Origin of the sequence: Marinovum sp. 2_MG-2023, assembly GCF_030548265.1 — a bacterium.
Lineage (GTDB): Bacteria > Pseudomonadota > Alphaproteobacteria > Rhodobacterales > Rhodobacteraceae > Marinovum.
In genome coordinates, this window is sequence record NZ_JAUOSD010000001.1 from 267,896 (window position 1) to 290,830 (window position 22,935).

The 22,935-nt window shown below is 59.8% G+C and carries 24 protein-coding genes; 12 read left to right on the top strand and 12 right to left on the bottom strand.

Features of this window, described 5'->3' with window-relative positions; genetic code table 11:
• Window positions 1-223 precede the first annotated feature (223 nt).
• Window positions 224-778, bottom strand: a complete 555-nt coding sequence (locus tag Q4577_RS01345) for an FMN-dependent NADH-azoreductase (RefSeq protein ID WP_303466955.1) — start codon at window positions 776-778, stop codon at window positions 224-226.
• Window positions 779-907: 129 nt separating this feature from the next.
• Between Q4577_RS01345 and Q4577_RS01350 the strand changes: the two genes are divergently transcribed.
• Window positions 908-1,804, top strand: a complete 897-nt coding sequence (locus tag Q4577_RS01350; RefSeq protein WP_244686021.1) for a LysR family transcriptional regulator — start codon at window positions 908-910, stop codon at window positions 1,802-1,804.
• Window positions 1,797-2,705 (top strand): DMT family transporter, encoded by a 909-nt coding sequence (locus Q4577_RS01355; protein ID WP_303466951.1) that lies wholly within the window; start codon window positions 1,797-1,799, stop codon window positions 2,703-2,705. The genes Q4577_RS01350 and Q4577_RS01355 overlap by 8 nt, the downstream gene beginning before the upstream one ends.
• Here Q4577_RS01355 and Q4577_RS01360 read toward each other — a convergent pair.
• Window positions 2,702-3,043, bottom strand: coding sequence for a metalloregulator ArsR/SmtB family transcription factor (locus Q4577_RS01360; RefSeq protein WP_244686355.1), 342 nt, complete (start codon window positions 3,041-3,043; stop codon window positions 2,702-2,704). The two genes, Q4577_RS01355 and Q4577_RS01360, sit on opposite strands and share 4 nt — an antisense overlap.
• Window positions 3,044-3,260: 217 nt before the next feature.
• On the opposite strand from Q4577_RS01360, the gene Q4577_RS01365 reads away from it, so the two are divergent.
• The 3 genes from Q4577_RS01365 (at window position 3,261) to Q4577_RS01375 (ending at window position 5,156) form a co-directional block, all read left to right on the top strand.
• Complete coding sequence (locus Q4577_RS01365; RefSeq protein ID WP_303466948.1) at window positions 3,261-3,773, top strand: OmpA family protein; 513 nt, start codon at window positions 3,261-3,263, stop codon at window positions 3,771-3,773.
• Between the two features lie 296 nt (window positions 3,774-4,069).
• Entirely contained in the window at window positions 4,070-4,408 is a 339-nt protein-coding gene (locus Q4577_RS01370; protein WP_244686027.1) for an AtpZ/AtpI family protein, read from the top strand.
• Window positions 4,398-5,156 (top strand): F0F1 ATP synthase subunit A, encoded by a 759-nt coding sequence (locus Q4577_RS01375; RefSeq protein WP_244686030.1) that lies wholly within the window; start codon window positions 4,398-4,400, stop codon window positions 5,154-5,156. The genes Q4577_RS01370 and Q4577_RS01375 overlap by 11 nt, the downstream gene beginning before the upstream one ends.
• Here Q4577_RS01375 and Q4577_RS23705 read toward each other — a convergent pair.
• The gene (locus Q4577_RS23705) at window positions 5,153-5,323 is read right to left on the bottom strand and encodes a four-helix bundle copper-binding protein (RefSeq protein WP_368397462.1); all 171 of its coding nucleotides are present in this window, start codon (window positions 5,321-5,323) and stop codon (window positions 5,153-5,155) included. The two genes, Q4577_RS01375 and Q4577_RS23705, sit on opposite strands and share 4 nt — an antisense overlap.
• Between Q4577_RS23705 and Q4577_RS01380 the strand changes: the two genes are divergently transcribed.
• The 3 genes from Q4577_RS01380 to Q4577_RS01390 all read left to right on the top strand — a co-directional run bounded on the left by Q4577_RS01380 (window position 5,252) and on the right by Q4577_RS01390 (window position 6,693).
• Window positions 5,252-5,455 carry a F0F1 ATP synthase subunit C gene (locus Q4577_RS01380; protein WP_368397463.1) on the top strand — a complete coding sequence of 68 codons (204 nt, stop codon included), beginning with the start codon at window positions 5,252-5,254 and terminating at the stop codon, window positions 5,453-5,455. The two genes, Q4577_RS23705 and Q4577_RS01380, sit on opposite strands and share 72 nt — an antisense overlap.
• Window positions 5,456-5,541: 86 nt before the next feature.
• Entirely contained in the window at window positions 5,542-6,120 is a 579-nt protein-coding gene (locus tag Q4577_RS01385; RefSeq protein WP_303466941.1) for a F0F1 ATP synthase subunit B', read from the top strand.
• A gap of 3 nt (window positions 6,121-6,123) precedes the next feature.
• Window positions 6,124-6,693 carry a F0F1 ATP synthase subunit B gene (locus tag Q4577_RS01390; protein ID WP_303466939.1) on the top strand — a complete coding sequence of 190 codons (570 nt, stop codon included), beginning with the start codon at window positions 6,124-6,126 and terminating at the stop codon, window positions 6,691-6,693.
• Window positions 6,694-6,810: 117 nt separating this feature from the next.
• Here the strand turns inward: Q4577_RS01390 and Q4577_RS01395 are convergent, their stop codons facing one another.
• Window positions 6,811-7,584 (bottom strand): FadR/GntR family transcriptional regulator, encoded by a 774-nt coding sequence (locus Q4577_RS01395; protein ID WP_303466937.1) that lies wholly within the window; start codon window positions 7,582-7,584, stop codon window positions 6,811-6,813.
• Window positions 7,585-7,726: 142 nt separating this feature from the next.
• On the opposite strand from Q4577_RS01395, the gene Q4577_RS01400 reads away from it, so the two are divergent.
• The 3 genes from Q4577_RS01400 to Q4577_RS01410 all read left to right on the top strand — a co-directional run bounded on the left by Q4577_RS01400 (window position 7,727) and on the right by Q4577_RS01410 (window position 12,200).
• Window positions 7,727-8,107, top strand: a complete 381-nt coding sequence (locus tag Q4577_RS01400) for a hypothetical protein (protein ID WP_303466936.1) — start codon at window positions 7,727-7,729, stop codon at window positions 8,105-8,107.
• Between the two features lie 212 nt (window positions 8,108-8,319).
• Complete coding sequence (gene smc, locus Q4577_RS01405; protein WP_303466934.1) at window positions 8,320-11,775, top strand: chromosome segregation protein SMC; 3,456 nt, start codon at window positions 8,320-8,322, stop codon at window positions 11,773-11,775.
• Between the two features lie 59 nt (window positions 11,776-11,834).
• On the top strand, window positions 11,835-12,200 hold the full coding sequence (locus Q4577_RS01410; protein WP_303466932.1) for a hypothetical protein: 366 nt from the start codon (window positions 11,835-11,837) through the stop codon (window positions 12,198-12,200).
• A 190-nt stretch (window positions 12,201-12,390) separates the two neighbouring features.
• Here Q4577_RS01410 and Q4577_RS01415 read toward each other — a convergent pair whose 3' ends face one another.
• Window positions 12,391-13,569, bottom strand: a complete 1,179-nt coding sequence (locus tag Q4577_RS01415; RefSeq protein ID WP_303466931.1) for a lytic murein transglycosylase — start codon at window positions 13,567-13,569, stop codon at window positions 12,391-12,393.
• Window positions 13,570-13,908: 339 nt separating this feature from the next.
• Between Q4577_RS01415 and Q4577_RS01420 the strand changes: the two genes are divergently transcribed.
• On the top strand, window positions 13,909-14,289 hold the full coding sequence (locus Q4577_RS01420) for a response regulator transcription factor (protein ID WP_244686043.1): 381 nt from the start codon (window positions 13,909-13,911) through the stop codon (window positions 14,287-14,289).
• On the opposite strand, the gene Q4577_RS01425 is transcribed toward Q4577_RS01420, so the two are convergent.
• The 7 genes from Q4577_RS01425 to Q4577_RS01455 form a co-directional block, all read right to left on the bottom strand.
• A complete protein-coding gene (locus Q4577_RS01425) occupies window positions 14,253-15,248 on the bottom strand; it encodes a glutathione S-transferase family protein (protein ID WP_303466928.1) in 996 nt (331 codons plus the stop codon). The genes Q4577_RS01420 and Q4577_RS01425 overlap by 37 nt on opposite strands.
• Before the next feature lie 259 nt (window positions 15,249-15,507).
• Window positions 15,508-16,680 (bottom strand): MalY/PatB family protein, encoded by a 1,173-nt coding sequence (locus Q4577_RS01430; protein WP_303466926.1) that lies wholly within the window; start codon window positions 16,678-16,680, stop codon window positions 15,508-15,510.
• Between the two features lie 50 nt (window positions 16,681-16,730).
• Entirely contained in the window at window positions 16,731-18,977 is a 2,247-nt protein-coding gene (ptsP, locus tag Q4577_RS01435; RefSeq protein WP_303466925.1) for a phosphoenolpyruvate--protein phosphotransferase, read from the bottom strand.
• Between the two features lie 151 nt (window positions 18,978-19,128).
• Complete coding sequence (locus Q4577_RS01440) at window positions 19,129-20,367, bottom strand: aspartate kinase (protein ID WP_303466923.1); 1,239 nt, start codon at window positions 20,365-20,367, stop codon at window positions 19,129-19,131.
• A gap of 135 nt (window positions 20,368-20,502) precedes the next feature.
• Complete coding sequence (locus tag Q4577_RS01445; RefSeq protein ID WP_303466922.1) at window positions 20,503-20,988, bottom strand: DUF1178 family protein; 486 nt, start codon at window positions 20,986-20,988, stop codon at window positions 20,503-20,505.
• Between the two features lie 99 nt (window positions 20,989-21,087).
• On the bottom strand, window positions 21,088-21,564 hold the full coding sequence (locus Q4577_RS01450; protein ID WP_303466921.1) for an NUDIX hydrolase: 477 nt from the start codon (window positions 21,562-21,564) through the stop codon (window positions 21,088-21,090).
• Window positions 21,565-21,673: 109 nt separating this feature from the next.
• Window positions 21,674-22,930: a 3-deoxy-D-manno-octulosonic acid transferase gene (locus tag Q4577_RS01455; protein WP_303467469.1), complete on the bottom strand. Its 1,257-nt coding sequence runs from the start codon at window positions 22,928-22,930 to the stop codon at window positions 21,674-21,676.
• Between the last annotated feature and the right edge of the window lie 5 nt (window positions 22,931-22,935).

Consider the following 22,935-nt stretch of genomic DNA (forward strand, 5'->3'; position numbering starts at 1 on the left):
GTGGGAGGCGATCCCGGGCATAGCCCAAGGGACCGGAAGGGATAAATCTTCCGGGTATTGGCTGCAGACCTACGGGTTTGACATGGCAGAGTCAAGCGGGCGCGGCGCAAAGGCAAATCGGGCCGCGCAGGAAAATCTGCGCGGCCCGGAGGTCATGGAGGAGGTCATTGGGGGAGGGTCGAGGGTGAGTGAGGGTTTGCCCCGTACTGAAGGGGCGTGGCGGTTAAGCCGCCACATCACCGCTGTCAGGGGTTTCGGCGTTTTCAGTCACGAATTTCACATCCGTCAGCCCAAGGAATCCCAGAACATGCGTCAGGTATTTCGAGGCAAAGTCATAGTCCGAGCCCAGCGGCACACCGCCAGAGGCAAAGCCCACGACAACCTTTTTCCCGGTCAAGAGACCTTCGGGGCCTTCGGCGGTGTAACGGAATGTCACGCCGGCGCGGGCCACAAGGTCGATCCAGGCCTTGAGCGCGGCGGGAATGGAAAAGTTATAGACCGGCAGGCCGATGACAATTGTATCTGCCGCCTGCAATTCGGCAACCAGAGCATCGGATTGCGCCAGGCGTGTCACCTGGGCATCGGTGCGGTCATCGGCGGGTGTGAAATTCGCACCAACCCAGGTTTCGTCAATCTGCGGCAATGGCGTGTCGGCCAGATCGCGCGTGATGACCTTTGTCGGGGCCAGGGATTGCACAAGATTGTCGGTCAGGGCGCGGGTGGCCGAGCCTGACTTGCGGGCGGATGCGTCGATGCGCAAAACAGTTTGGGACGTCATTTTTTCTCTCCGGGGTTGGAAATATCCAGTGTCATGCCCCACATTTGGCTATTGCATCATCGAACGCAATATCGTCAAATTAACAGGTTATGTGATTTGACGCACAGTGAATTTTCTTGCGAGGACATCATGGACAATTGGAGTGAGGTGCGCACCGCCTATCAAGTGGCGATCAAGGGCACCGTCAGCGGGGCCGCCGAAGTTCTGGGGGTGCACCACGCCACAGTCATTCGCCACATTGACGCGCTGGAGGCGCAGATGGGGGCAAAACTGTTTCAGCGCCATGCTCGCGGCTACACCCCGACCGAAGCGGGAGAGGATCTTTTGCGGGTGGCGCAGGCCACCGAAGATCAGTTCAATCAGCTGCAAGGGCGGATCAAAGGCCGCGGTGAAGGGGTGGCCGGCGAATTGGTTGTGACCTCGCTTGTTGGCATGTCGACGCAATTCGCGCCGGTGATGGCGGACTTTCAACGTGAATACCCCGATGTGATCCTGCGGTATTTGACCGGCGACCGGTTGTTCCGGCTGGAATATGGCGAGGCTCATGTGGCCATCCGGGCGGGATCGGCGCCGGAGCAGCCCGACAATGTGGTGCAACCCTTCTTTCGCCATCCCTTTGCGCTTTATGCCAGTCGCGATTACGTCGAGGCGCATGGCATGCCGCAAAGCGATGCGGATCTGGCGGGGCACCGGCTGGTCAGTCATGATGAAATGCGCAGCCGCGCCCCGATCTTTCGCTGGCTCAACGAACAGGTGCCCGAAAGCTCTATCGTGTTCCGCAGCAGCGACATGCGTGCCTTGACCGAGGCGGTTCTGGCCGGGGCGGGCATTGGCTTTGTGCCGGTGTACGAGGCCAAGCGGCATGAGAAGCTGGTTCAGGTCATGCCCCAACGCGAGGAATGGGCGACGCAATTGTGGCTGGTGACCCATGTGGATTTGCACCGCGCCGCCAAGGTTCAGGCGTTTTTGAATTTTCTCAAGGCGCGCGCGCGGGAATGGGAAAAAACCTGTACCGCGGGTGACTGAGGCGACCAAGGGCCATTTGGCCATGTTGGTGTTTTCGGCGCTGGTGGCGGGGTCGTTTTCACTTGGCGTGATGGCGGCGAATGACATCGCGCCGGCGGCGCTTCAATTCGCGCGCTTTGCTTTGGCGGCGGTTGTGACGGGGGCGATGGCGGCGGCCACCGGGCAATTCCGCCGATCCCACGTCACGGCCCCCTGGCGCTATTTCCTGTTGGCCGGGTTTTTCGGAACCTATTTCATCTTGATGTTCCATGGTCTGAAGACCGCCACGCCGGTCAGCGCCGCCGCGGTTTTCACGCTGACACCGGTGATGGCGGCGGGATTTGGCTATCTCTTGTTGCGCCAGATCCTGACAGGGCCGATTGCCCTTGGACTTGGGATCGGCGCCATGGGCGCGCTTTGGGTCATCTTTCAGGGCGACATTGCCACCTTGCTGCGGTTCGAAATTGGCGAAGGCGAAGCAATTTATTTCCTCGGATGTCTGTGTCACGCGGTCTATATTCCGTTGCTGGCAAGGCTCAACCGGGGCGAGCCGCCATTGGTGTTCACCACCGGAATTCTGATTGCCGGGGCGATCATGATCGGGATCTACGGCTGGTCTGACGTCCGTGCGACGCGCTGGGGCGAACTGCCGGGTCTTGTCTGGCTCACGTTGGGGTATCTGGTGGTTTTTTCCACGGCCTTCAGTTTCATGTTGCTTCAGGTGGCCTCGCTGCGATTGCCGGCGTCAAAGGTCATGGCCTACACCTATCTGACGCCATCCTGGGTGTTGCTGTGGGAGGCCGCTTTGGGCCACGGCACGCCGCCGCCCCTGATTCTGGGTGGTGTCGGGCTGACGATTGCCGCTTTGTTGGTCTTGTTGCGACGCGAAAACGGCCGGGACGGGCGTCGAACGCCGATCTAGGCGTCGTCTTGTTCCGGCAGCTCTTTGGCCAAAAATCTCTCGAAATCCTCAAGGTTCACCGGCTCGAACTGGCCAAAGCCCTGCATCCACACCGATGCATCGCGCAGCGCGTCTGGTTCCAGCTTGCACCATTTCACCCGGCCACGTTTCTCTTGACTGATCAACCCAGACCGAGTCAGGATCGCCAAATGCTTGGAAATCGCGGCAAGTGACATCTCGAATGGCTCTGCCACATCAGTGACGGCCATGTCATCCTCCAGCAACATGGACAGGATGGCACGCCGGGTTGGATCGGCGAGGGCGGCAAAAACCGCGTCAAGTGATAGCGTTGGTGTCACGCCTGATGGCGTAGACGCCCAAAGTGTTGCGGTCAAGTAGCAGGCTTTCGCCGACTTGGTGCAACTGTCATTGACCTGAGGGTAATAATTCAAGATAATCTCCACGCGATGCGCACGGGCGGTTGGGACACGTTCGAATCAGTGTTCTGAAGTTTGGAAATTTCTGAGGTTTGGAATATTTTGTGAGCAGTATCGCTAGCAGACGAGAGGATCAGACATGATTTCGAAAAACAGCGTATTTCGCGCTGCACTTATTGCCGCCAGCCTTCATTTTGCTTCGGCCGCCTCTGCACAAAGTGTGCAGCAGGAAGGTTGTACGCTGAGCGTATTCTTCCCCATTAACGTATCCACACCTACTGGATCGCAGGCCGCCGCCATTGCCGCATTTGCGCAAGGTGCACAAACAGGCATCATCGCGATCAACGGATTTTCCAGCTCGGTTGGTTCGCCAAGCTACAACCAGGCCCTGTCGCAAGCGCGGGCCCAGAGCGTTGGCAACGTCGTTGTGGCCGCAGGCCATCAGGTCGCAGCACAAGGTTTTGGTGAGTCGGGCCCAGGCGCCGCAAACCAGCGGACCGACGTGGTGCGTGACGATTGCGCGACCGAAGTGGCGGTTGGTTCCGGACCGGGCGTCTGGTTGGCACCTGCGGCGGGCCTTGGCCTGTTGCTCCTGGGTGGCGCGGGTTCCTCGAGCTCGTCGAGCTCGTCTTCGACAACCGGCACACCATAAAAGACCGGCTTTGCCGATATGACTTTCTTTGCGGGCGGCCCGTTGCGTGGCCCGCAAAATGCTCTGCGCGACAACGGCGCATTGAGCCAAATACAAGATCAACCATTCAGTTGAATATAGCTGCCAGGCCCAAATGCACTGCATTGGGCCTGCGGCGCTTTGTCAGCCCGGGTGTTTGCTTGTGAAAAACTGTTTTAAAACAGCCGTCTAATCGAATTTTCACCACCGCGCGTCGCGTGTTGACTCGGCGCGCGTGGCGCCTTAGCACATCGGCAGAACACAAGATGGGGATCAGCTTGCCAGACCATGAGCATCGCAAGCGGCTAGACGCGCTGGACGCACGAATTGCCAAGCTCAAGGGCACAGAGGCCAAGCCCCATCAAGAGGAACATTATTCCCAGGCAAACATGGCTTGGCGAATGGTGATTGAATTGGTCGCCGGTCTCGGGATCGGCTTTGGCATCGGGTATGGGCTGGACAGCCTGTTTGGCACAATGCCGATCTTCCTGGTGCTGTTCACATTGCTGGGCTTTGCCGCCGGGGTGCAAACAATGATGCGCACGGCGAACGAGATCCAGAAGACGAAAACGGCTGAAACAGCCGACGAGGACGAGAGGGACAAAAATGGCGACTGAAGCGCATGGTGCAGAAGAGGGCGGTCTGGTTTTCCATCCGATGGACCAGTTTATCGTCAAGCCGCTGTTCGGCGGCAGCGATGTCGGCATGTTCACGATCACCAATGCAACACTCTGGATGTTCATTGCTGTTGTGGCGGTCATCGCGCTGATGGTTCTGGGGACGTCGCGCCGCGCGATTATCCCTTCGCGGTCCCAGTCGATTGGCGAAATGGCCTATGGGCTTGTCTATAAAATGGTCGAAGACGTGGCGGGCAAAGATGCTTTGGCATTCTTTCCCTACATCATGACGCTGTTCATGTTCATTGTGATGTCCAACTTCCTTGGGCTTATCCCGCTGTCGTTTACCACCACATCGCATTTTGCGGTCACGATCGTACTGGCATTGCTGGTATTTGTCACCGTGACGGTTGTTGGCTTTGTCAAACATGGCACAAAGTTTCTGGGCCTTTTCTGGGTCAGCTCTGCGCCCCTGGCCTTGCGCCCGGTTCTCGCGGTGATCGAGGTGATTTCCTACTTCGTGCGCCCGGTCAGCCATTCAATTCGTCTTGCCGGTAACCTGATGGCTGGTCACGCCGTGATCAAGGTTTTTGCAGGCTTTGCCGCACTTGCCGTTGTCAGCCCGGTGTCGGTTCTTGCCATCACGGCAATGTACGGACTGGAAATCCTGGTGTCCTTTATCCAGGCCTATGTGTTCACGATCCTGACGTGCGTGTACCTCAAGGACGCGCTGCACCCGTCTCACTAATCAGCGGTGCGCAGCAATTGCGCATCCTTCGAACAACCCTGAATTTCAACTTCCAATCGTAAGGAGATACACCCATGGAAGGTCAACTCGCACATATCGGCGCAGGCATTGCAGGTCTCGGCACAGGCATCGCAGCCCTGGGTGTTGGCAACGTTGCTGCCAACTATCTTGCCGGCGCTCTGCGCAACCCATCGGCAGCCGCGTCGCAAACAGCGACACTCTTCATCGGCATCGCGTTTGCAGAAGCTCTGGGCATCTTTTCGTTCCTGATCGCTCTGCTGTTGATGTTCGCCGTTTAATCCTTACGGAAGACTGATCCTTACGCCTCGTTCGGGCGGCTTGTTTCGCCCGAACGACGGTAACCGGACTTCCCAAGGAGGACGACATGGCAACAGAAACGCACGGAACCGAAGCCGGCCATGCCGCTGACGGGCTTGCCGATGCCACCGGCGTCGCAACCCATTCGGCGGATTCCGCCGGTATGCCGCAGCTGAATTTCGATCACTGGGGCAACCAGATTTTCTGGCTCCTGATCACACTTGTTGTGATCTATTTCGTCCTGTCCCGCATCGCGCTTCCGCGCATCGCTGCGGTTCTGGCGGAACGTCAGGGAACCATCACCAACGATCTTGCCAAGGCTGAAGAGCTGAAGCGCAAGGCAGGTGAAGCAGAACAAGCCTATGACAAAGCACTGGCGGATGCCCGTGCCGAGGCACAGAATATCATCGCGGAAACCAAAGCCGAGATTGCTGCCGAACTGAAACTGGCCACAGACAAGGCCGATGCGGAAATCGCGGCCAAATCTGCGGAATCGGAAGCGGCGATTGCCGAAATCCGCGCAAGTGCGATGGAACACGTGGTCGAAGTTGCGCGTGACACCGCAGCAGAGATCGTCAAAGTGCTCGGCGGTAATGCCGATGCTGCGGCGATTGACGCGGCCGTGGCACAGCGGACGAAGGGGTAAGACATGCGCAAGCTACAGACACTGGCGCTGATCGCCCCCGGCTTGATCATGGCCAGTCCGGCGCTGGCCGCGACAGGTCCGTTCTTTTCACTGACCAACACGAACTTCATCGTGCTGCTGGCATTCCTGCTGTTCATTGCGATCCTGATTTATTTCAAGGTTCCGGCAATGCTTGGCGGGATGCTCGACAAACGCGCTGACGACATTCGCGACGAGCTGGACGAAGCCCGGTCGATCCGCGAAGAAGCACAGACTCTGCTGGCCTCTTACGAGCGCAAGCAACAGGAAGTGCAGGAGCAGGCCACGCGTATTATCGAACATGCACGCGAAGAGGCCCGGATCGCTTCTGAAAGCGCCAAGCAAGACTTGAAGGCTTCGATTGCCCGCCGTGTTGCTGCTGCGGAAGATCAGATCGCCATGGCCCAGGGGCGCGCAGTCAAAGACGTGCGGGATACCGCCGCGTCCATCGCTGTTGCCGCTGCGGAAGAGGTGATTGCCAAGCAGATGACCGCCGACAGCGCGGGCAAACTGATTGACGACGCGATTACCACTGTGGGTGACAAGCTTCACTAAGCGCCGCCCGTAATCACTATGACAAAAAACGCCCGGTCCTTATTGGTCCGGGCGTTTTTCTTTGGCGATCCTTGGATCAGCTTTGCCAAAAACCTGCGGCAGACACTGCGTTGCGCGTTATTCCTTGCGGCTGCGTTCGTGTTCATAGCGTTGTTGCGCGATTTCTTCGTTTTGCGTCGCCTTGATATTGTCGCGCAGGGCGGTTTCGACAAAGCCCAAATGGCTTTCGATGGCGGCGCGGGCTGCGGTCCCATCGCGCGATTGCAGTGCGCTGTTGATCTCGGCATGTTGGTTCAGCAGCATGTCGCGTGTCAGGCGCTGTTTGAACATGATCTGGCGGTTGTAAAACACCCCTTCGCGCAGGAGCTGGTACATGGATCGCATCATGTGCAGCATGACCACATTATGGCTGGCCTCGATAATCGAAAGATGAAAATCGGCATCCAGTTGCGCCTCGTCCGTCGGATCGCGTTTGGCATGGGCGGTGACCATCTTGTCATAGATCGTTTGCACCACCTTCAGATCGGTATCAGATCCCAGGGTCGCGGCCCGCTCTGCCGCCAGCCCCTCCATGTCGCGCCGAAAAGAGAGGTAGTCGAACACCGCATCGTCATGCCGGGCGAAGAGGTCGATCAGCGCCGGCGAAAAGGCAGAGCCAAGCACATCGGCCACAAAGATTCCGGCGCCTGCCTTGCTGGTCAACAGGCCTTTGGTCTGAAGCTCGGCAATCGCATCCCGCAGCGACGGGCGCGAGACGCCAAGCCGGGTCGCCATATCCCGTTCCGCCGGCAGCCGGTCGCCGGGGCGCAGAATGCCGCGCAGGACCAGCTTTTCGATTTGGCGCGTCACTGCGGTTGAGAGCTTTTCGGGCTGAACAGGTTGAAACGGCATGGCTCCTCCGGGAATTGGTCAGTTTATATGACCGCGCGTGGGCCAAGGGCAAGCCCCGGCCCCAAGCCGCCGCAGGGCAGGGGGGGCGTAAAGACAAAATTAACATTTCGGTGGCTAGGCTGGTGATATGAGATGGGTTGTTATGTTTCCCTTGGTCCTGATCCTCTCCTGTTGTGACACGCCGGGGTTGCGCCATATGGGCGTGGCCCCGTTACAACGTTCAGTTGGCGGCATGTCCTTTGACATTCGGGTACGCGATAACCTGGCCGAGGCGATCCGCACCAATTCCATGTGGCGACCGCGGATGTCGGAGGTCGCCAAAAACGGCAGTCAGGCCATTGCGCAGGCCACCGGTTGCCATGTGGCATGGGTGCGGGGCGACCCGTCGGTCCTGCTGGCCGGGCTTGATTGCAACGATGGCCGTCCGGTGCCCCGGCAACCCCGCCACCGCACATTCTGTGCCGGAACGGTCTCTACACCGGACAGCAGGGGGGAAAGCGATGTGATCTTTTCCTGTCGATAACCTGTGGGCGAAGGCGCGAATCGGCTAATGCGTCTTGGGATATGGCGGATTGCGCGGTATCCTGCCGAACCCGCGATATATTGTGGATAACTGCCGGCTGACAGCCATATCCTGTGTTCTGGCGTTGACAGACCACAAGCCCCCCCGTCAGAATGGTTCGAATCCGGAATCACCGGGTCGACCATTACCAGCGCCACAGCGGGGGCCGAGCATTGCGTTTTTCCAAACTGCGTCTGACAGGGTTCAAAAGCTTTGTCGATCCGACGGATCTTCTGATCAAGGACGGGTTGACCGGCGTGGTTGGCCCCAATGGCTGCGGCAAATCCAACCTGCTTGAAGCGCTGCGCTGGGTTATGGGCGAAAACCGGGCCAAGGCGATGCGCGGCGGCGGGATGGAAGACGTGATTTTTGCCGGCGCGGCGTCCCGTCCGGCGCGTCATTTTGCCGAGGTGGCGCTGCATCTGGACAATTCCGACCGGCTTGCGCCCGCCGGATTCAACGACAGTGACGGGCTTGAAGTCGTGCGCCGCATCACCCGCGATGTCGGCAGCGCCTACAAGATCAACGCCAAGGATGTACGCGCGCGTGATGTGCAGATGCTGTTCGCTGATGCCTCGACCGGGGCGCATTCCCCGGCGCTGGTCCGTCAGGGGCAGATTTCGGAATTGATCAACGCCAAACCGAAAAACCGCCGCCGTATTCTGGAAGAAGCGGCCGGTATTTCAGGCCTGTACCAACGCCGCCACGAGGCAGAGTTGAAGCTGAAGGGGACCGAGGCCAATCTCCTGCGCGTTGATGATGTGATCGAACAATTGGCGGCGCAATTGGGGCAATTGGCACGTCAGGCGCGTCAGGCCGCACGCTATCGTGCCATCGGCAACGATCTGCGTCAGGCCGAGGGTCTGTTGCTTTATCGTCGTTGGAAAGAGGCCGATGAAGCCCGGTTCCGGGCCGAAGAGGCGCTGCGCGAAATGATCAGCGTCGCCGCCCGCGCCGAATCCGAGGCCCTGCAAGCCGCCAAGGCCCGTCAGGACGCGGATGCCGCCCTGCCGCCGCTACGGGAAGAGGCGGCAATCGCCGCCGCGATCCTGCAACGGTTGCAGGTCCAGCGCGACGCCTTGTCGGATCAGGAAAGCAGCGCCCGCGACAAGATCGCGACCTTGCAAAACCGCATTTCGCAGCTTGGCCATGACATTGACCGCGAGGCCGGGTTGAACCGCGATGCCGGGGAAACCATTGAACGGCTAGAGTGGGAGGCCCGCGAACTGGCCAAGGCCGGTGACGGCCACAGCGAAAAGATGCAGGAAGCCACGGACATGGCGCAAGAGGCCGCTTCGGTTCTGTCCGAGCGTGAAGCAGATCTTGCGCTCCAGACCGAGGATGTGGCGCGTTTGGCCGCGCGTCACCAATCGGCGCAACGCATGCTGGACGACAGCCGCAAGCGCCAGACCCGTAGCCAGGCCGAGGCGGAAAAGGCCCGGGCCGCCATGGCCGAATCCGCCGCCAAACTGGCACAATCCGCCGAGGCCGAGGCCGAGGCCAATGACGCGGAAACCGCAGCCCAGGAGATGGCGGAACGGGCCGAAGACATGCTCGCCGCCGCCGATGATGCCCGTACCGAGGCGCAATCGCGCGAGGCCGAGGCCCGCGCCGAACGCTCCGAAGCCGAGGGCGAGGCCAAGGCGCTGGCGGCTGAAACCAGCGCGCTGGCCAAGCTGTTGGATCGGGATACCGCCGCAGGTGGTCAGATTCTGGATCAATTGCAGGTCCAGCCGGGGTTTGAAAAGGCGCTTGGCGCCGCATTGGCCGACGATCTTCGCGCCCCCGAGGTGACGGCGGAAGGCCCCTCTGGCTGGGCCGCGCTGGTGGATTACGATGATCCTCAGGCGCTGCCGAGCGGGGTTGCCGCCCTGTCCGATCATGTCACCGTGCCCGAGGTTCTGAACCGGCGTATGGGGCAGATCGGCCTTGTGGCAAAGGCCGACGGTCCCCGTCTGCAACCGCTGCTCCAGCCGGGTCAGCGTTTGGTCAGCGTCGAAGGCGATCTTTGGCGGTGGGATGGCTATCGGGCCTGGGCCGAAGATGCGCCTTCGGCGGCGGCCCTGCGGCTGGAACAATTGAACCGTTTGGAAGAGCTCAATCAGGCGCTGAACGACACCACAATCCGAATGGAGGCGGCCCGTGGTGCACATGAGGCGCTGACAGCACGTCTGGCCGAATTGACCCGCGCCGACAAAGAGGCGCGCGATGCCCGTCGTCTGGCCGATCAGGCCCTGAACGAGGCCAGCCGCGCCAAACACCGCGCAGAGGCTGACAAAAATCTGGCAGAGGGCCGGTTGGAAAGCCTTGGGTTGGCGGTTCAGCGGCATGATGACGAAACCGGCGCGGCGGCGTTGCAACTGCGCGAAGCGGAACGCGCGGTGGCCGATCTACCACGTCTGGACGAGGCGCGCGCGCTGGTGGATGATGTCAGAATGACGGTCGAGGCCGCGCGCATGACAATGATGTCGCGACGTTCGGCCCTGGATGAATTGCGCCGCGAGGGCGAGGCCCGGACCCGGCGCAGCCAGGAAGTGGCAAAAGAGCTCTCGGGCTGGCGGCACCGGTTGGAAACCGCCGAAAAACGGACCTCTGAATTGGGTGCGCGCAAAGCGGCAAGCGAAGATGAATTGGCCGAAGCGGCGCTGGTGCCCGAAGCGATTGCAAACCAGCGCGAAGAATTGGCTGACAGCATCATCACCGCCGAGGATCGCCGCAGCACCGCCGCAGACCAATTGGCCGATTGCGAAACCCTGCTGCGTTCGGCGGAACATGCCGAACGCGAAAGCGAACGCGCCGCATCCGAAGCGCGCGAGGCCCGTGCCGGTGCCAAGGCCCGTGCCGAAGCTGCGATCGAAACGGCCCAGGCCGCCGCCGCGCGGATCGAAGACGAACAAGAGGTGACGCCGGACCAGCTGTTGCAGAAGCTGGACACCAACCCCGACGACATGCCGCCGGCGCAGAAGATCGAAGACGACGTCAACCGCCTGAAACGGCAACGCGACGCCTTGGGCGCGGTCAATTTGCGGGCCGAGGATGATGCCCGCGAAGTGCAGGAAGAATTTGACACGCTGTCGCGCGAAAAGACCGATCTGGAAGAGGCCGTGCGCACCCTGCGCAATGGGATTTCCAGCCTGAACCGCGAGGGGCGTGAACGTCTGTTGACCGCCTTTGAGCAGGTGAACAGCAATTTCTCGCTGTTGTTCACCCATCTTTTTGGCGGTGGCGAGGCGAATTTGGTCTTGGTGGAAAGCGACGATCCGCTTGAGGCGGGGCTCGAAATCATGTGCCAGCCACCGGGCAAGAAGCTGTCGACCCTGTCGCTCTTGTCGGGGGGGGAGCAGACGCTGACCGCGCTGGCGCTGATCTTTGCGGTGTTCCTGGCCAATCCTGCGCCGATCTGTGTGCTCGATGAGGTTGACGCGCCGCTGGACGATGCCAACGTGACCCGGTTCTGTGATCTGCTGGACGAGATGTGCCGCCGCACCGACACCCGTTTCCTGATCATCACCCACCATGCGGTAACGATGGCGCGTATGGATCGGCTGTTTGGCGTGACGATGCAGGAGCAGGGCGTGTCGCAATTGGTGTCTGTCGATCTGCAAAAGGCAGAGAAGCTGGTCGCGTAAACGTGTCTCGGCCTGTGTGACCAAACCGTTAGGATCGGGGCAAATGATGGAGTTCCGACATGCGCCCGATTGTGACCTTATCGCTGGTTTTCTCTGTGCTTTCTGCCCCGCTTCTTGCCCAGACCGGGGAGCGGCGGGAAGGCGATCAAAGCCTGGCGGCCTCGGCGCTGGATTTGCGCCTGCGTGGTAAGATCATCGAATTTTATGATGGCGGTCAGGCGGAATATTATGCGGATGGCAGGTACACATATACCTATTCCGGCGAGGGCGGCACCGGGTATGGATATTACAAGGTGACCGGCGATAGCACGATCTGCATCGAATTTGTCAATGGATTCAACCGCTGTGACACCTATATCACCGATGCTCAGGATCGGTTGGTTGTCATAACCGAAAAGGGGGATCGCTTTCCGGTGCGCAATTGAGGTGCCGGGATTTGCCCGCCCGGTTAACCAGACCGGCCCGGTTTACTAGACAGGTCTGACCCGACAGGCCGTTTCGGTGCTTTGTGCGACCACACCTGTCCCACTTCGAGAGTGGGCAGGTGATTTGGCGGTTCATTCAGTTCGAATGGCTGCCCCCCTTCACCACACACGGGCCCCCCGGAATGCGTTCTCAGAGCCGGTTCAACAATGCCGGTGTCGGCCATGCATCGGCAGGCATTCCCAGCTTTTTCTGCACTTCCTGCACCGCGTGGCGTGTGCCAGAGCCAAGGATGCCGTCAATCTCGCCAACGTCATACCCCATGGCCTGAAGCTTGCGTTGCAATGCCTTCATCTGGTCACCGGACAGGCCCGGTTCGGGGTTGCCCGCATTGAACACCGTAGACCCTTCCAGCCGGTTGGCGAAATAGGCGGCGGTCATGACGTAGACAAAGCTTTTGTTCCACTCGAAATAGACATTGAAATTGGGATAGGCGAAAAACGCCGGCCCCTTGCGTCCCTGTGGCAGGACCAGCGCGGCTGGCAGATCCGCTGCGCGCCCTTCGCGCACCTGCACGCCCATCGCCGCCCAATCGGCGGTGCTGCGTGGTTGGTCCAGACCGGTGAGGGACCAGTCAAGATCGCCCGGCACCGTCACTTCCTGCAACCAGGGTTCATTCGCCCGCCAGCCAAGATCGCGCAGCATATTGGCCCCCGACAAAAGCGCATCCGGGGCAGAGGTCTTGAGCGTGACCAGACCATCGCCATCGCCGTCGACCCCATTGGTCAGGATGTCTTCGGGCAACATCTGAACCATGCCGATTTCGCCCGCCCAGGCACCGGTGGTAGTGGCGGGATCAAACGCGCCACGTTCAAACAATTCAAGCGCGGCAAAGATCTGTGGCCGGAACAATTCGGGGCGACGACAGTCATGCGCCAAGGTGACAAGCGCGTTCAACGTGTTGAAATCCCCCTGAATCTGGCCGTAATCGGTCTCAAATGCCCAAAAGGCCAACAACACCCCCCGCGAGACGCCAAATTCCTGTTCCATCCGGTCAAACACCGCGTCAAAGCGGCGGCCATTGGTTTGGCCGTTGTTGATCCGGTTCTGGCTGATCAGGCGGCGGGCAAAATCGACGAAAGGGATTTGAAACACGCCCTGGCGTTTGTCGGCCCGCAAGACGGCGCTGTCCTGGCGCACACCGCTAAAGAACCTGTCGATGCTGGCGGTTGTGTGGCCATGGCTGGCGGCTTCGGATTTCAACCCCTTGATGAACTGCGAAAACGACCCACCACAGCTGGATTGGGCAAATGCCGGGGTGGCCAGGGTCATACACAGGCCAAGGGCGGCCATCCCGCGAAAAATTGCCATCAAGAGTTCCTCAAAGTTGACTGTTTTTTGCAACCTAGCATCCCGCTACCGCCAGACAAGTGAGTTCGCCGGGAATTTGGCGTTGTGCCAATCGACCGGGCATCATGGGAATGCGGCGGGGTCTTGTGCTGGCGGGCGTTAAGTAGTTGTTAGGAATATCCGGAAAATATGGTAAACATACTTGAAAGGCATCGGGTGGTGCAGGGCGAACGGGAATTTCGCCAAGGCTAGTCCGGACACCAAAAAACCCACCAGGACATAATGGACCCTGGCGCGGCGAGGGTCCGTGTGGTCCGGGGGCTGTCTGGAATGCTGATACCGGGGTTTTGAGGTCACCACATGCACGTACTTATCGTAGAGGATGATCCGGCACTTGGCCTTGTCTGGGCACGGCATCTGGAACGGTTTGGCGTGCGCGTTGTGTTGACCCAATCGCATGAAGAAGCGGTGCAGGCGCTGACCGACACCAATTTCGAGGTCATCGTGATGAACCTATTGATCGAGGGCGGCTCTGCCATGGCTCTGGCGGATTTTGCCAGCTATCGCCAGCCAAAGGCGCGGGTGATCTTTGTCACCAACACCAGCTTTTTCTCGGATGGGTCGATCTTTCAGTATTGCGCAAATGCGGCCGCCTTGGTGCCCAGCACGACGCCGCCAGAGGATCTGGCGGCGCTGGTCGAACATCATGCCGCCACAGGCACACCCGCATCACGCCCGTGAGGGGCGTTGAAATCGGGTGACGGCCCGACAGGGACAATCCGGTGCGGATTGATGCTGTCATGGCTGAAGTAATAGTGCCGTGTGATGTGGTCGAACCGCACGGTCTCGGCGACGCCGGGCCATTGATACAATTCACGCGTATACGCCCAAAGATTGGGGTAGTCGACGATCTGGCGCAGATTGCATTTGAAATGGGTGTGATACACCATGTCAAAGCGCACCAGAGTGGTGAACAAACGCCAGTCTGCTTCGCTCACCCGATCGCCCGCCAGATAGCGGTGGGTCGCGAGGTGGTCCTCTAGCCAGTCCAGCGTGTCAAACAACGGATGGATCGCCGCGTCATAGGCCGATTGCGTGGTGGCAAACCCCGCCTTGTAGACGCCATTGTTCAACGTGTCATAGATCCGGTCATTGATCGGGGCGATGGTGTCGCGCAGCGGTGCCGGCCAATAATCATCTGTATTACCGGTCACTTCGTTGAATGCAGAGTTGAACATGCGGATGATTTCCGCGCTTTCATTGCTGACAATGGTTTTTTGCACCTTGTCCCACAATACCGGCACCGTCACCCGGCCCGTCATGCCGGGATCAGCACGTAGATAGACATCCCGCAAAAAGTCATTGTCATACAGCCGATCGCCGGTGGCACCTTCGAAGTCATCGCCAAAGGTCCAGCCATCCGCCAACATTTCGGGATGCACCACCGATACCGAAATATATTCCGTCAGCCCCTTGAGCGCGCGAAAAATCAGCGTCCGATGCGCCCAGGGGCATGCATAGCCCACATAAAGATGGTAGCGGCCACATTCTGCCGGGAATCCGCCCTTGCCACTGGGGCCGGGGGCGCCATCGGCGGTAATCCAGTTGCGAAATTTTGCCTCGGCACGTTCAAAGCTGCCGCCGGTCGACTTGGTATCATACCACGTGTCATGCCATTCGCCGTCAATCAAAAGTCCCATGTCATGCCTCCTTGACCTGTTTTCTGTTGTTCCAAGACCTAGAGACTTCACAAATCGAAGAAACTTGTGTCAGGGCGCAAGACTTGCGCATTTTCGAACAATAGGCCTGAAAAGGACGGGGGAACTGGCGTGTTTTGGCGCTAATCTTCTGAATTTATTATATTAATGATAACGCTCCCGCCGCACAGAATGTGCCTTCGCCGCGCCGGGAGCTTTGATCAAATCGGCGTATGTGGTGCCGTCGACGCGGCGAAAGCTGTTATTGCAGGTCGGAAAACGCGCTCTGAAGCCGTTCGACCGCTTCGACGACACGCGACCGTTGGGTGCCAAAGTTGAACCGCAGAAAGGTCTCGCCGCCCTTGCCAAAGGTCGGGCCGTGGCTGACAGCGATGCGCGCGTCCTTTTCGACGCGGCGCAGCAGTTCGGATTGATCCATTCCGGTGCCGGAAAAATCGACCCAGGACAGATAGGTCGCCTCTAGCGGCATGGAGCGTACACCGGGCAGGGCATTCAATCCCTCGTCGAGCACTTTGCGATTGCCATCAAGATAGGTCACCAGCTCATCAACCCAGGCCGCACCCTCCGGGCTATAGGCCGCGGTGGCCATGACCAAACCAAAAGAATTGGGCGACATGCCCATTGCCTTCATCCGGCTGTTAAATTTCGCGCGCAGACCGGGATCCTGAATGATCACGTTGCCGGTATGGCCGCCCGCAAGGTTGAAGGTTTTCGAGGTTGCAGTCATCACAATCAGCCGGTCAGCGATGCTGGGGTCGATCACCGGCATCGCAAGATGTTTGTGACCGGGGTACACCAGATCATGGTGGATCTCATCCGAGACCAACACAAGATCATGGCGTTTGCAGAAATCGGCGACATTCTGCAATTCGCTGCGCGTCCAGACACGGCCACCGGGATTATGCGGTGAACACAGGATCATCATCTTTTCCTGCCCGGTCATCCGGGCGTCCCATGCGTCGAAATCCATTTCATAGCGGCCCTCGATCTGGGCCAACGGGCATTCCACGACCTTGCGGTCAGATGCACGGATCACGCGGGCAAAGGCGTGATAGACCGGGGTCATAAGCACAATGCCGTCGCCCGGCTTGGTAAAGCTTTCGATGCACATGGATGTGCCGTTCACCAAACCATGTGTGGTAAATATTGCCTCGGCGGGGACATCCCAGCCGTGCTGTTCCTTCATCCACCAGCAGATTGCCGCACGATAGGCGTCTTCATCGCCAAAATAGCCAAAGATCCCATGGTCGGTCATCGTCTGAACCGCGTCCAGAACCGCCTGCGGCGGGCGGAAATCCATATCCGCAACCCACATGGCCAGCCCATCGGTCGGCGACACGCCAAAGGTTTTTTCCATCATGTCCCATTTTGAGGAATGGGTGTTCCGCCGGTCGATAATTTCGTCGAAATTCATGGGGTTGTTCCTTTCCGCTTGGCGCCACGCTAGCGGAAATTACCCGGGATTCAAGACGCGTTGCGACGCAGAAATTCCATCACGGCGGGACGCACGGTTTCGGCACCAGCCTGACGTTCGGTATCAATGACCTTGCGCAGTTCATCCAGATTCGTGCGGCGCAGAATATGCTTGATTGGCCCAATCGAGGCCGGGCGCATCGACAGCGACCGCAGCCCCATCGCCGCCAGAACCACCGCTTCAATCGGACGCCCGGCATCTTCGCCACAGAAACTGACATGGGTGCCGGAACTGTCACAGCGGGCGATGATCAGCTCGATCAAGCTGAGGAACGAGGTGTTCAGCGTGTCATAGCGCCGCCGCACCCGTTCGTTTTCCCGGTCAGCGGCAAAGAAGAATTGCTTCAGATCATTGCCGCCGATCGACAGGAATTCCACCTCTTCGAAAAACGCATTCGGCGCAAAAGCCAGCGATGGTGTTTCCAGCATCGCCCCGATTTCCAACTTGGAGGGCAGGGTGTGGCCCAGGATGCGTTCCCGCTCCAACGTCTTTTCCATTTCGGCGCGCGCCTGGAGGTATTCACTGTATTGCGCGATAAACGGGAACATGATCGACAGCGGCCGCCCATTCGCGGCGCGCAACAGCGCCTGCAATTGCATCCGCATCACGCCGGGGCGGTCCAAGGCCACCCGAATGGCGCGCCAGCCAAGGGCCGGGTTCGGCTCGTCGGTGGGCTTCATATAGGGCAGGACCTTGTCCGAACCGATGTCCAGCGTGCGGAACACCACACGTTTGCCCTGGGCGGCGTCCAGCACCCCCGAATAAAGCCGTGCCAATTCGGTGCGTCGCGGCATCTGGTTGCGAATGAGGAACTGTAATTCGGTGCGGAACAGGCCGACGCCTTCGGCGCCAGAGCCGCTCAGCGACGGCAGATCGGCCATCAGACCGGCATTCATTTGCAGCGAGATCACCTTGCCACAGAGCGTTTCCGCCGGTTTGTCCCGGATCGAGGAATACCGCTCCTGGGCCTTGTGCAGCATCGCAATCTTGTCACGAAATGCGGCCACCACGGTGTCATCGGGGCGCAGGTGCGCCACGCCCTGATCGCCGTCCACCATGATGTGGTTGCCGTTCAGGGCCTCGGTTGTGATCCGGCTTGCCTGCAACACCAACGGGATCGCCAGCGCACGGGCAACAATTGCCGCATGGCTGCCAACCGAGCCTTGTTCCAGCACTATGCCTTTGAGTTTGCGGCCATATTCCAGCAATTCGCCGGGGCCGATATTGCGGGCGACGAGGATCGGATCATCCGGCATTTCCGCGCCGGTGACGCTGCCCTGACCGGTCAGAATGCGCAGCAACCGGTTCGACAAATCGTCGAGATCATGCAGCCGTTCGCGCAAATAGGCATCCGGAACCTGCGCCAGACGAGAGCGGGCGGTGCTTTGTTCTTTTTCGACCGCGGCCTCGGCGGACAGACCACGGGAAATGTCCTCTTCCATCCGGCGCATCCAGCTGCGCGAATTGGCAAACATGCGATAGGCTTGCAGCACTTCAAGCTGTTCCGCATCGCCCCCGGCGGCCCCGGCCAGCAATTGATCAACCCCAACCCGCAATTCATCGACCGCCTCTTTCAGGCGTTCGAGTTCGCGGTGCGGATCGTCGGAAATCGGATTTGTCACCACCACACGCGGTTCGTGCAGCCAGACATGGCCCTCGGCCGCGCCTTCCTGGCCGGTGATGCCGCGCAACATGAAGGGTTGGGTGTGGCGCGCCGACATGGCGGCGCCTTCGCCGACAAAAACCCCCAGCTCGGTCATCTCGGCCAAAACCATGGCCACAACTTCCAGCGCATAAACCTCGTCGGCGGTGAATTCGCGCGCTTCCTTTGATTGCACCACAAGCACGCCCAGCATTTCGCCAAGCCGCTGGATCGGGACACCAAGGAAACTGGAATAAATTTCTTCGCCGGTTTCCGGCATGTACCGAAATCCGGGCGCCTGGGGGGCGTCAGCGGTGTTGATAATCACGCCGGCGCGGGCGACACGCCCGACCAACCCCTCGCCAATGCGCATCCGGGTCTGGTGTACCGCTTCGGCTTTCAGCCCCTCGGTGGCGCAAAGCTCAAGCGTTTCCACATCCCGGAACAGATAGATTGAACAGACTTCGGTTCCCATGGAATCCGCCGTCAGATGCACAATCTTGTCGAGCCGTTCCTGACCCGCAGCCTCTTCGGCCATGAGATCACGCAAGCGCCGAAGCAATTTGCGGCTTTCGCTTTCTGTACCGTCCGGCATGGATGTGATGTCCCCTTGGTCGCCGGGTGATCCTACACGCTTGGCTGCGTGCTCGGAAAGAGGCGAATGCGCTATCCGCCTCTTGTCGTATTGTCGCGGCTCCGGGCGGCGTGACCGCGCGCCGGTTACCGGTCGTCAGGGTGCAAAAGTGTCAGGCCGACTTTTCCAGCTCAAAGGCATCATGAAGCGCCTGAACTGCAAGTTCCATATACTTTCGGTCGATCAGCACAGAAATCTTTATCTCTGAGGTTGTAATGACCTTTATGTTGACACCTTCGTCCGACAGGACCTTGAACATCTTGGCCGCCACACCGGCGTGGCTGCGCATGCCGATGCCGACCACCGAAATCTTGGCCACACCTTCATCCGCCACAATGTCGTTGAAGTTGATCGCGCCGGTGGTTTTGGCATCCATCATCGCCTTTTCCGCCCGCTTCACCTGATCGGTGGGGCAAGAGAAGGTCATATCGGTGCGGCCCTCTTCGGCGATGTTCTGGACAATCATGTCCACATTCACCCCGGCATCGGCCAGGGGGCCGAAGATTGCGGCGGCAATGCCCGGACGGTCGGCGACCGAAATCAGGGTCATCTTTGCTTCATCGCGGCTATAGGCCACGCCGGACACAACATTCAGTTCCATGATTTCCTCCTCATCGCAGACGAGCGTTCCGGCCTCGTCGGATTGTTCTTCGAAAGAGCTGAGCACGCGCAGTTTGACATTGTACCGCATCGCCAGTTCGACAGAACGGGTTTGCAGCACCTTGGCACCCAGCGAGGCCAGTTCGAGCATTTCTTCAAATGCGATTTTGTCCAGCTTGCGCGCCTTGTCGCAAATCCGGGGGTCGGTGGTGTAAACCCCGTCCACATCGGTATAAATATCGCAGCGCTCCGCGCCAAAGGCGGCGGCAAAGGCCACAGCGGTGGTGTCCGATCCACCCCGGCCCAGCGTTGTGACCCGGCCATCGGGGCCGATCCCCTGGAACCCGGCGACAACGGCGACCTGCATGCCTTCGGCGAATTTTGCATTGATATTGTCGGTGGGGATTTCGGTAATCCGCGCCGCCGCATGGGTGTCGGTGGTCCGCAGCGGAACCTGCCAGCCCTGCCACGACCGGGCGGGGACATCCATTTCCTGCAGCGTCAGCGCCATCAAACCAGCGGTCACATTCTCGCCCGAGGATACGATGGAATCGTATTCACGGGCATCGAACAGCGGCGAGGTCTCATTGACCAGCCCGACCAGTTTGTTGGTTTCACCGGCCATGGCCGAGACAATGACAATCACGTCATATCCCTTGGCCACCTCTACACCAACGCGTTTGGCCGCGCGGCGAATACGATCAAGCGTGGCGACCGAAGTGCCGCCGAATTTCATCACCAATAGGGGCATGGGTCTTTCCCGCCTTCAAAACATCTGGCGCGGTTTACTGACAAGGCAGGAAAAGAGCAAGTGGGCGGGTGGTTCGTGGCTGTTCGTTTCCTGCACAGGCACCGGGGCGCAGAACGAACCCGGCACCAGCGCCCCTCAGTTCGATTTGCGCCCCAGCCGAAAGGGCAGGGGGGCGATATTCACCCCATCTTCGATCAATTTGCGGGCTTCTTCCGGTTTTGCCTCGCCATAGATGGACCGCTCTGGGGCCTCGCCGACATGCATGGCGCGGGCTTCGCGGGCGAAATCGCCGCCGACATAATCCGAATTCTTCTCGACATGGTCCTTCAACCGCGCCAGCGCCTGTTCGGCCGGTGATGACGGCGTCGACAAGGGGCCAGCCGACGGCGCGGGCCGCGCGCCGGACGATGGTTCCGCCTCTTGCTTTGTCTGGTGTTCGGCATCTGGCGCGGCGCTGCCATGTGACACCCGTGGCGCCATTATGTCCCTGTCGACATCGCTGCTGCCACAGACAGAACAGGCCACCATGCCGGCGGCTTTCAGTTTGTCAAAGGCGGCACCAGACTGAAACCAGCTTTCGAACCGGTGATTGTCTGCGCATTTCAGGGCATAATGAATCATGTCAGATGTCCAAAGGTCGGTCACCTAGACTTAAACATTGTGACGTGAAGATCAACTGAACCGATCCGATTTCGCGACAAACTCTGGTGTTGCGGTGGCTTACAAGCGGAGCCGTCTGGGATCGAAATGCAGCAGGATATGTTTCAATTCCGGTTCACTGACCAATGCGGCGGCGCTGGCGGGGGGCATCCATTTCATCCGGCGTTGGCCGGCCTCGGGGAAATTGTCGTGCATGCGTTTGACCCGGATCGGATAGACCATCGCAACACAGGGCAGATCGCCGGATCGGGCGCTGAGTTTCATGTAGGAATACACACCAACACATTGGTTATAGGCCCGGCCCATCACACCGGCCTCTTCCCAGGCTTCGATGGCCGCGCCCTGGGCCGGTGTGACGCCGTGACTGGGCCAGCCTTTGGGAATGATCCAGCGTTTGCGCCCGCGTGACGTGATCAGCAGAACCTGGGTGCGGTTGTTGACAATGCGAAAGCAAAGAGCGGCGAATTGCGCCCGCATCTCTTCCTTTTGGTGCGGCCGGATCGCCAGCGGCAACTGAGATTTTTCATGATAGGACATTGCCCGCCGTCCCCCCCTGTTGCGACGAGATTAGGCAGTTTCCGAGGCGCAGGCTACTGGTGAAATTGTAACAAGATCGTAAAACCGCTCAGGCCGCTGTGCCCCCGGTTCAAGCCGCCATATTTGCCAGCAACTTTGCCATCACGGTGTCCAGACCAGAGGGGTGATCCAACTGGTCATGGGCCATGCGGCGCATCGCATCCCGGCGGTCGGGGTCGCGGGTCTGGATCAGCACACGGGTCAGATCCTCGGCGGAATGCACCTGAATTGCTGCGCCCGACACATCCAGCCGCCGGAAGATGGTGGTGAAATTGGCAATATCCGGGCCATGCAACAAGGTGCTGTCAAACACCGCCGGCTCAAACGGCGTATGCCCGCCCTTGTCGACCAATGTGCCCGCGATAAAGGTTGTGCCGGCCAATTGATACCACAGCGGCATTTCGCCCAGCGTATCGGCAATATAGACCGCCTTGGCGCGCGGTGGATCGCCCGCAGAGCGCAGGGCAGATTCCAGCCCCGATTTCCGCGCCAGTGTCGACACCTGGGGTCCGCGTTTGGGATGGCGCGGCGCCACGATCAAGCGCGCCTCCGGGTCGATTTTCAGCAGGTTCAAATGGGCCTGGAACACGATTTCTTCTTCGCCCGGGTGGGTCGACGCCGCCAACCATGTGCGGTCGCGGGCAAAAGCCTTTTTCAGGGTTTCGTCGGGCATCAGTTCCGGCGGGGGGCGGTAAAAGGCCTTGAGATCCAAGACCGGGCCAAGCTGACGCGATGTCAGGCCGAGATGCATCAATCGCCGCCGCGTGCCTTCGTCCTGGGGCGAAACATAGGTCAGCCGCTCCAATACCCGTGCCGCCAGTGTCGACACCCGCCGCCAGGTCTGGGCGGTGTCACGCGACAGACGTGCGCCAACGGCAAAGACGGGCAGACCCTTGGCCGACATCGCCAGAATACGGTTGGGCCAGAATTCGCTTTCCAACAACACATGTGCCTGCACATGGTAGAGCTGCCGCATCAAAACCGCGGCCCAGCGGGTGTCCAGCGGTGCCAGACGCACGGTCAGCCCCGGAAGATCCCATTTCCGGGCCAGATCACGCCCGGTCAGCGAATTGGTGGTCACCAGAAGTTTCAGATCGGGGCGTTCCGCCCGATAAGCCTTCAGCACCGGCAGGGCCGACAGAAGTTCACCGTTCGAGGCCGCATGCAGCCAAACATGACGGCCCGCCGCACCGCCCGGCGCAATGCCGATCCGCTGTGCCCAATCGCCCAGCCGCTCTTGCCCCCGTAGAACCCGCAACAGCAACAGCAACGCCACTGGCCCCCAGGCCAGGCAAATGAACAACCGGTAAAACGGCATGGCCGACACACGTA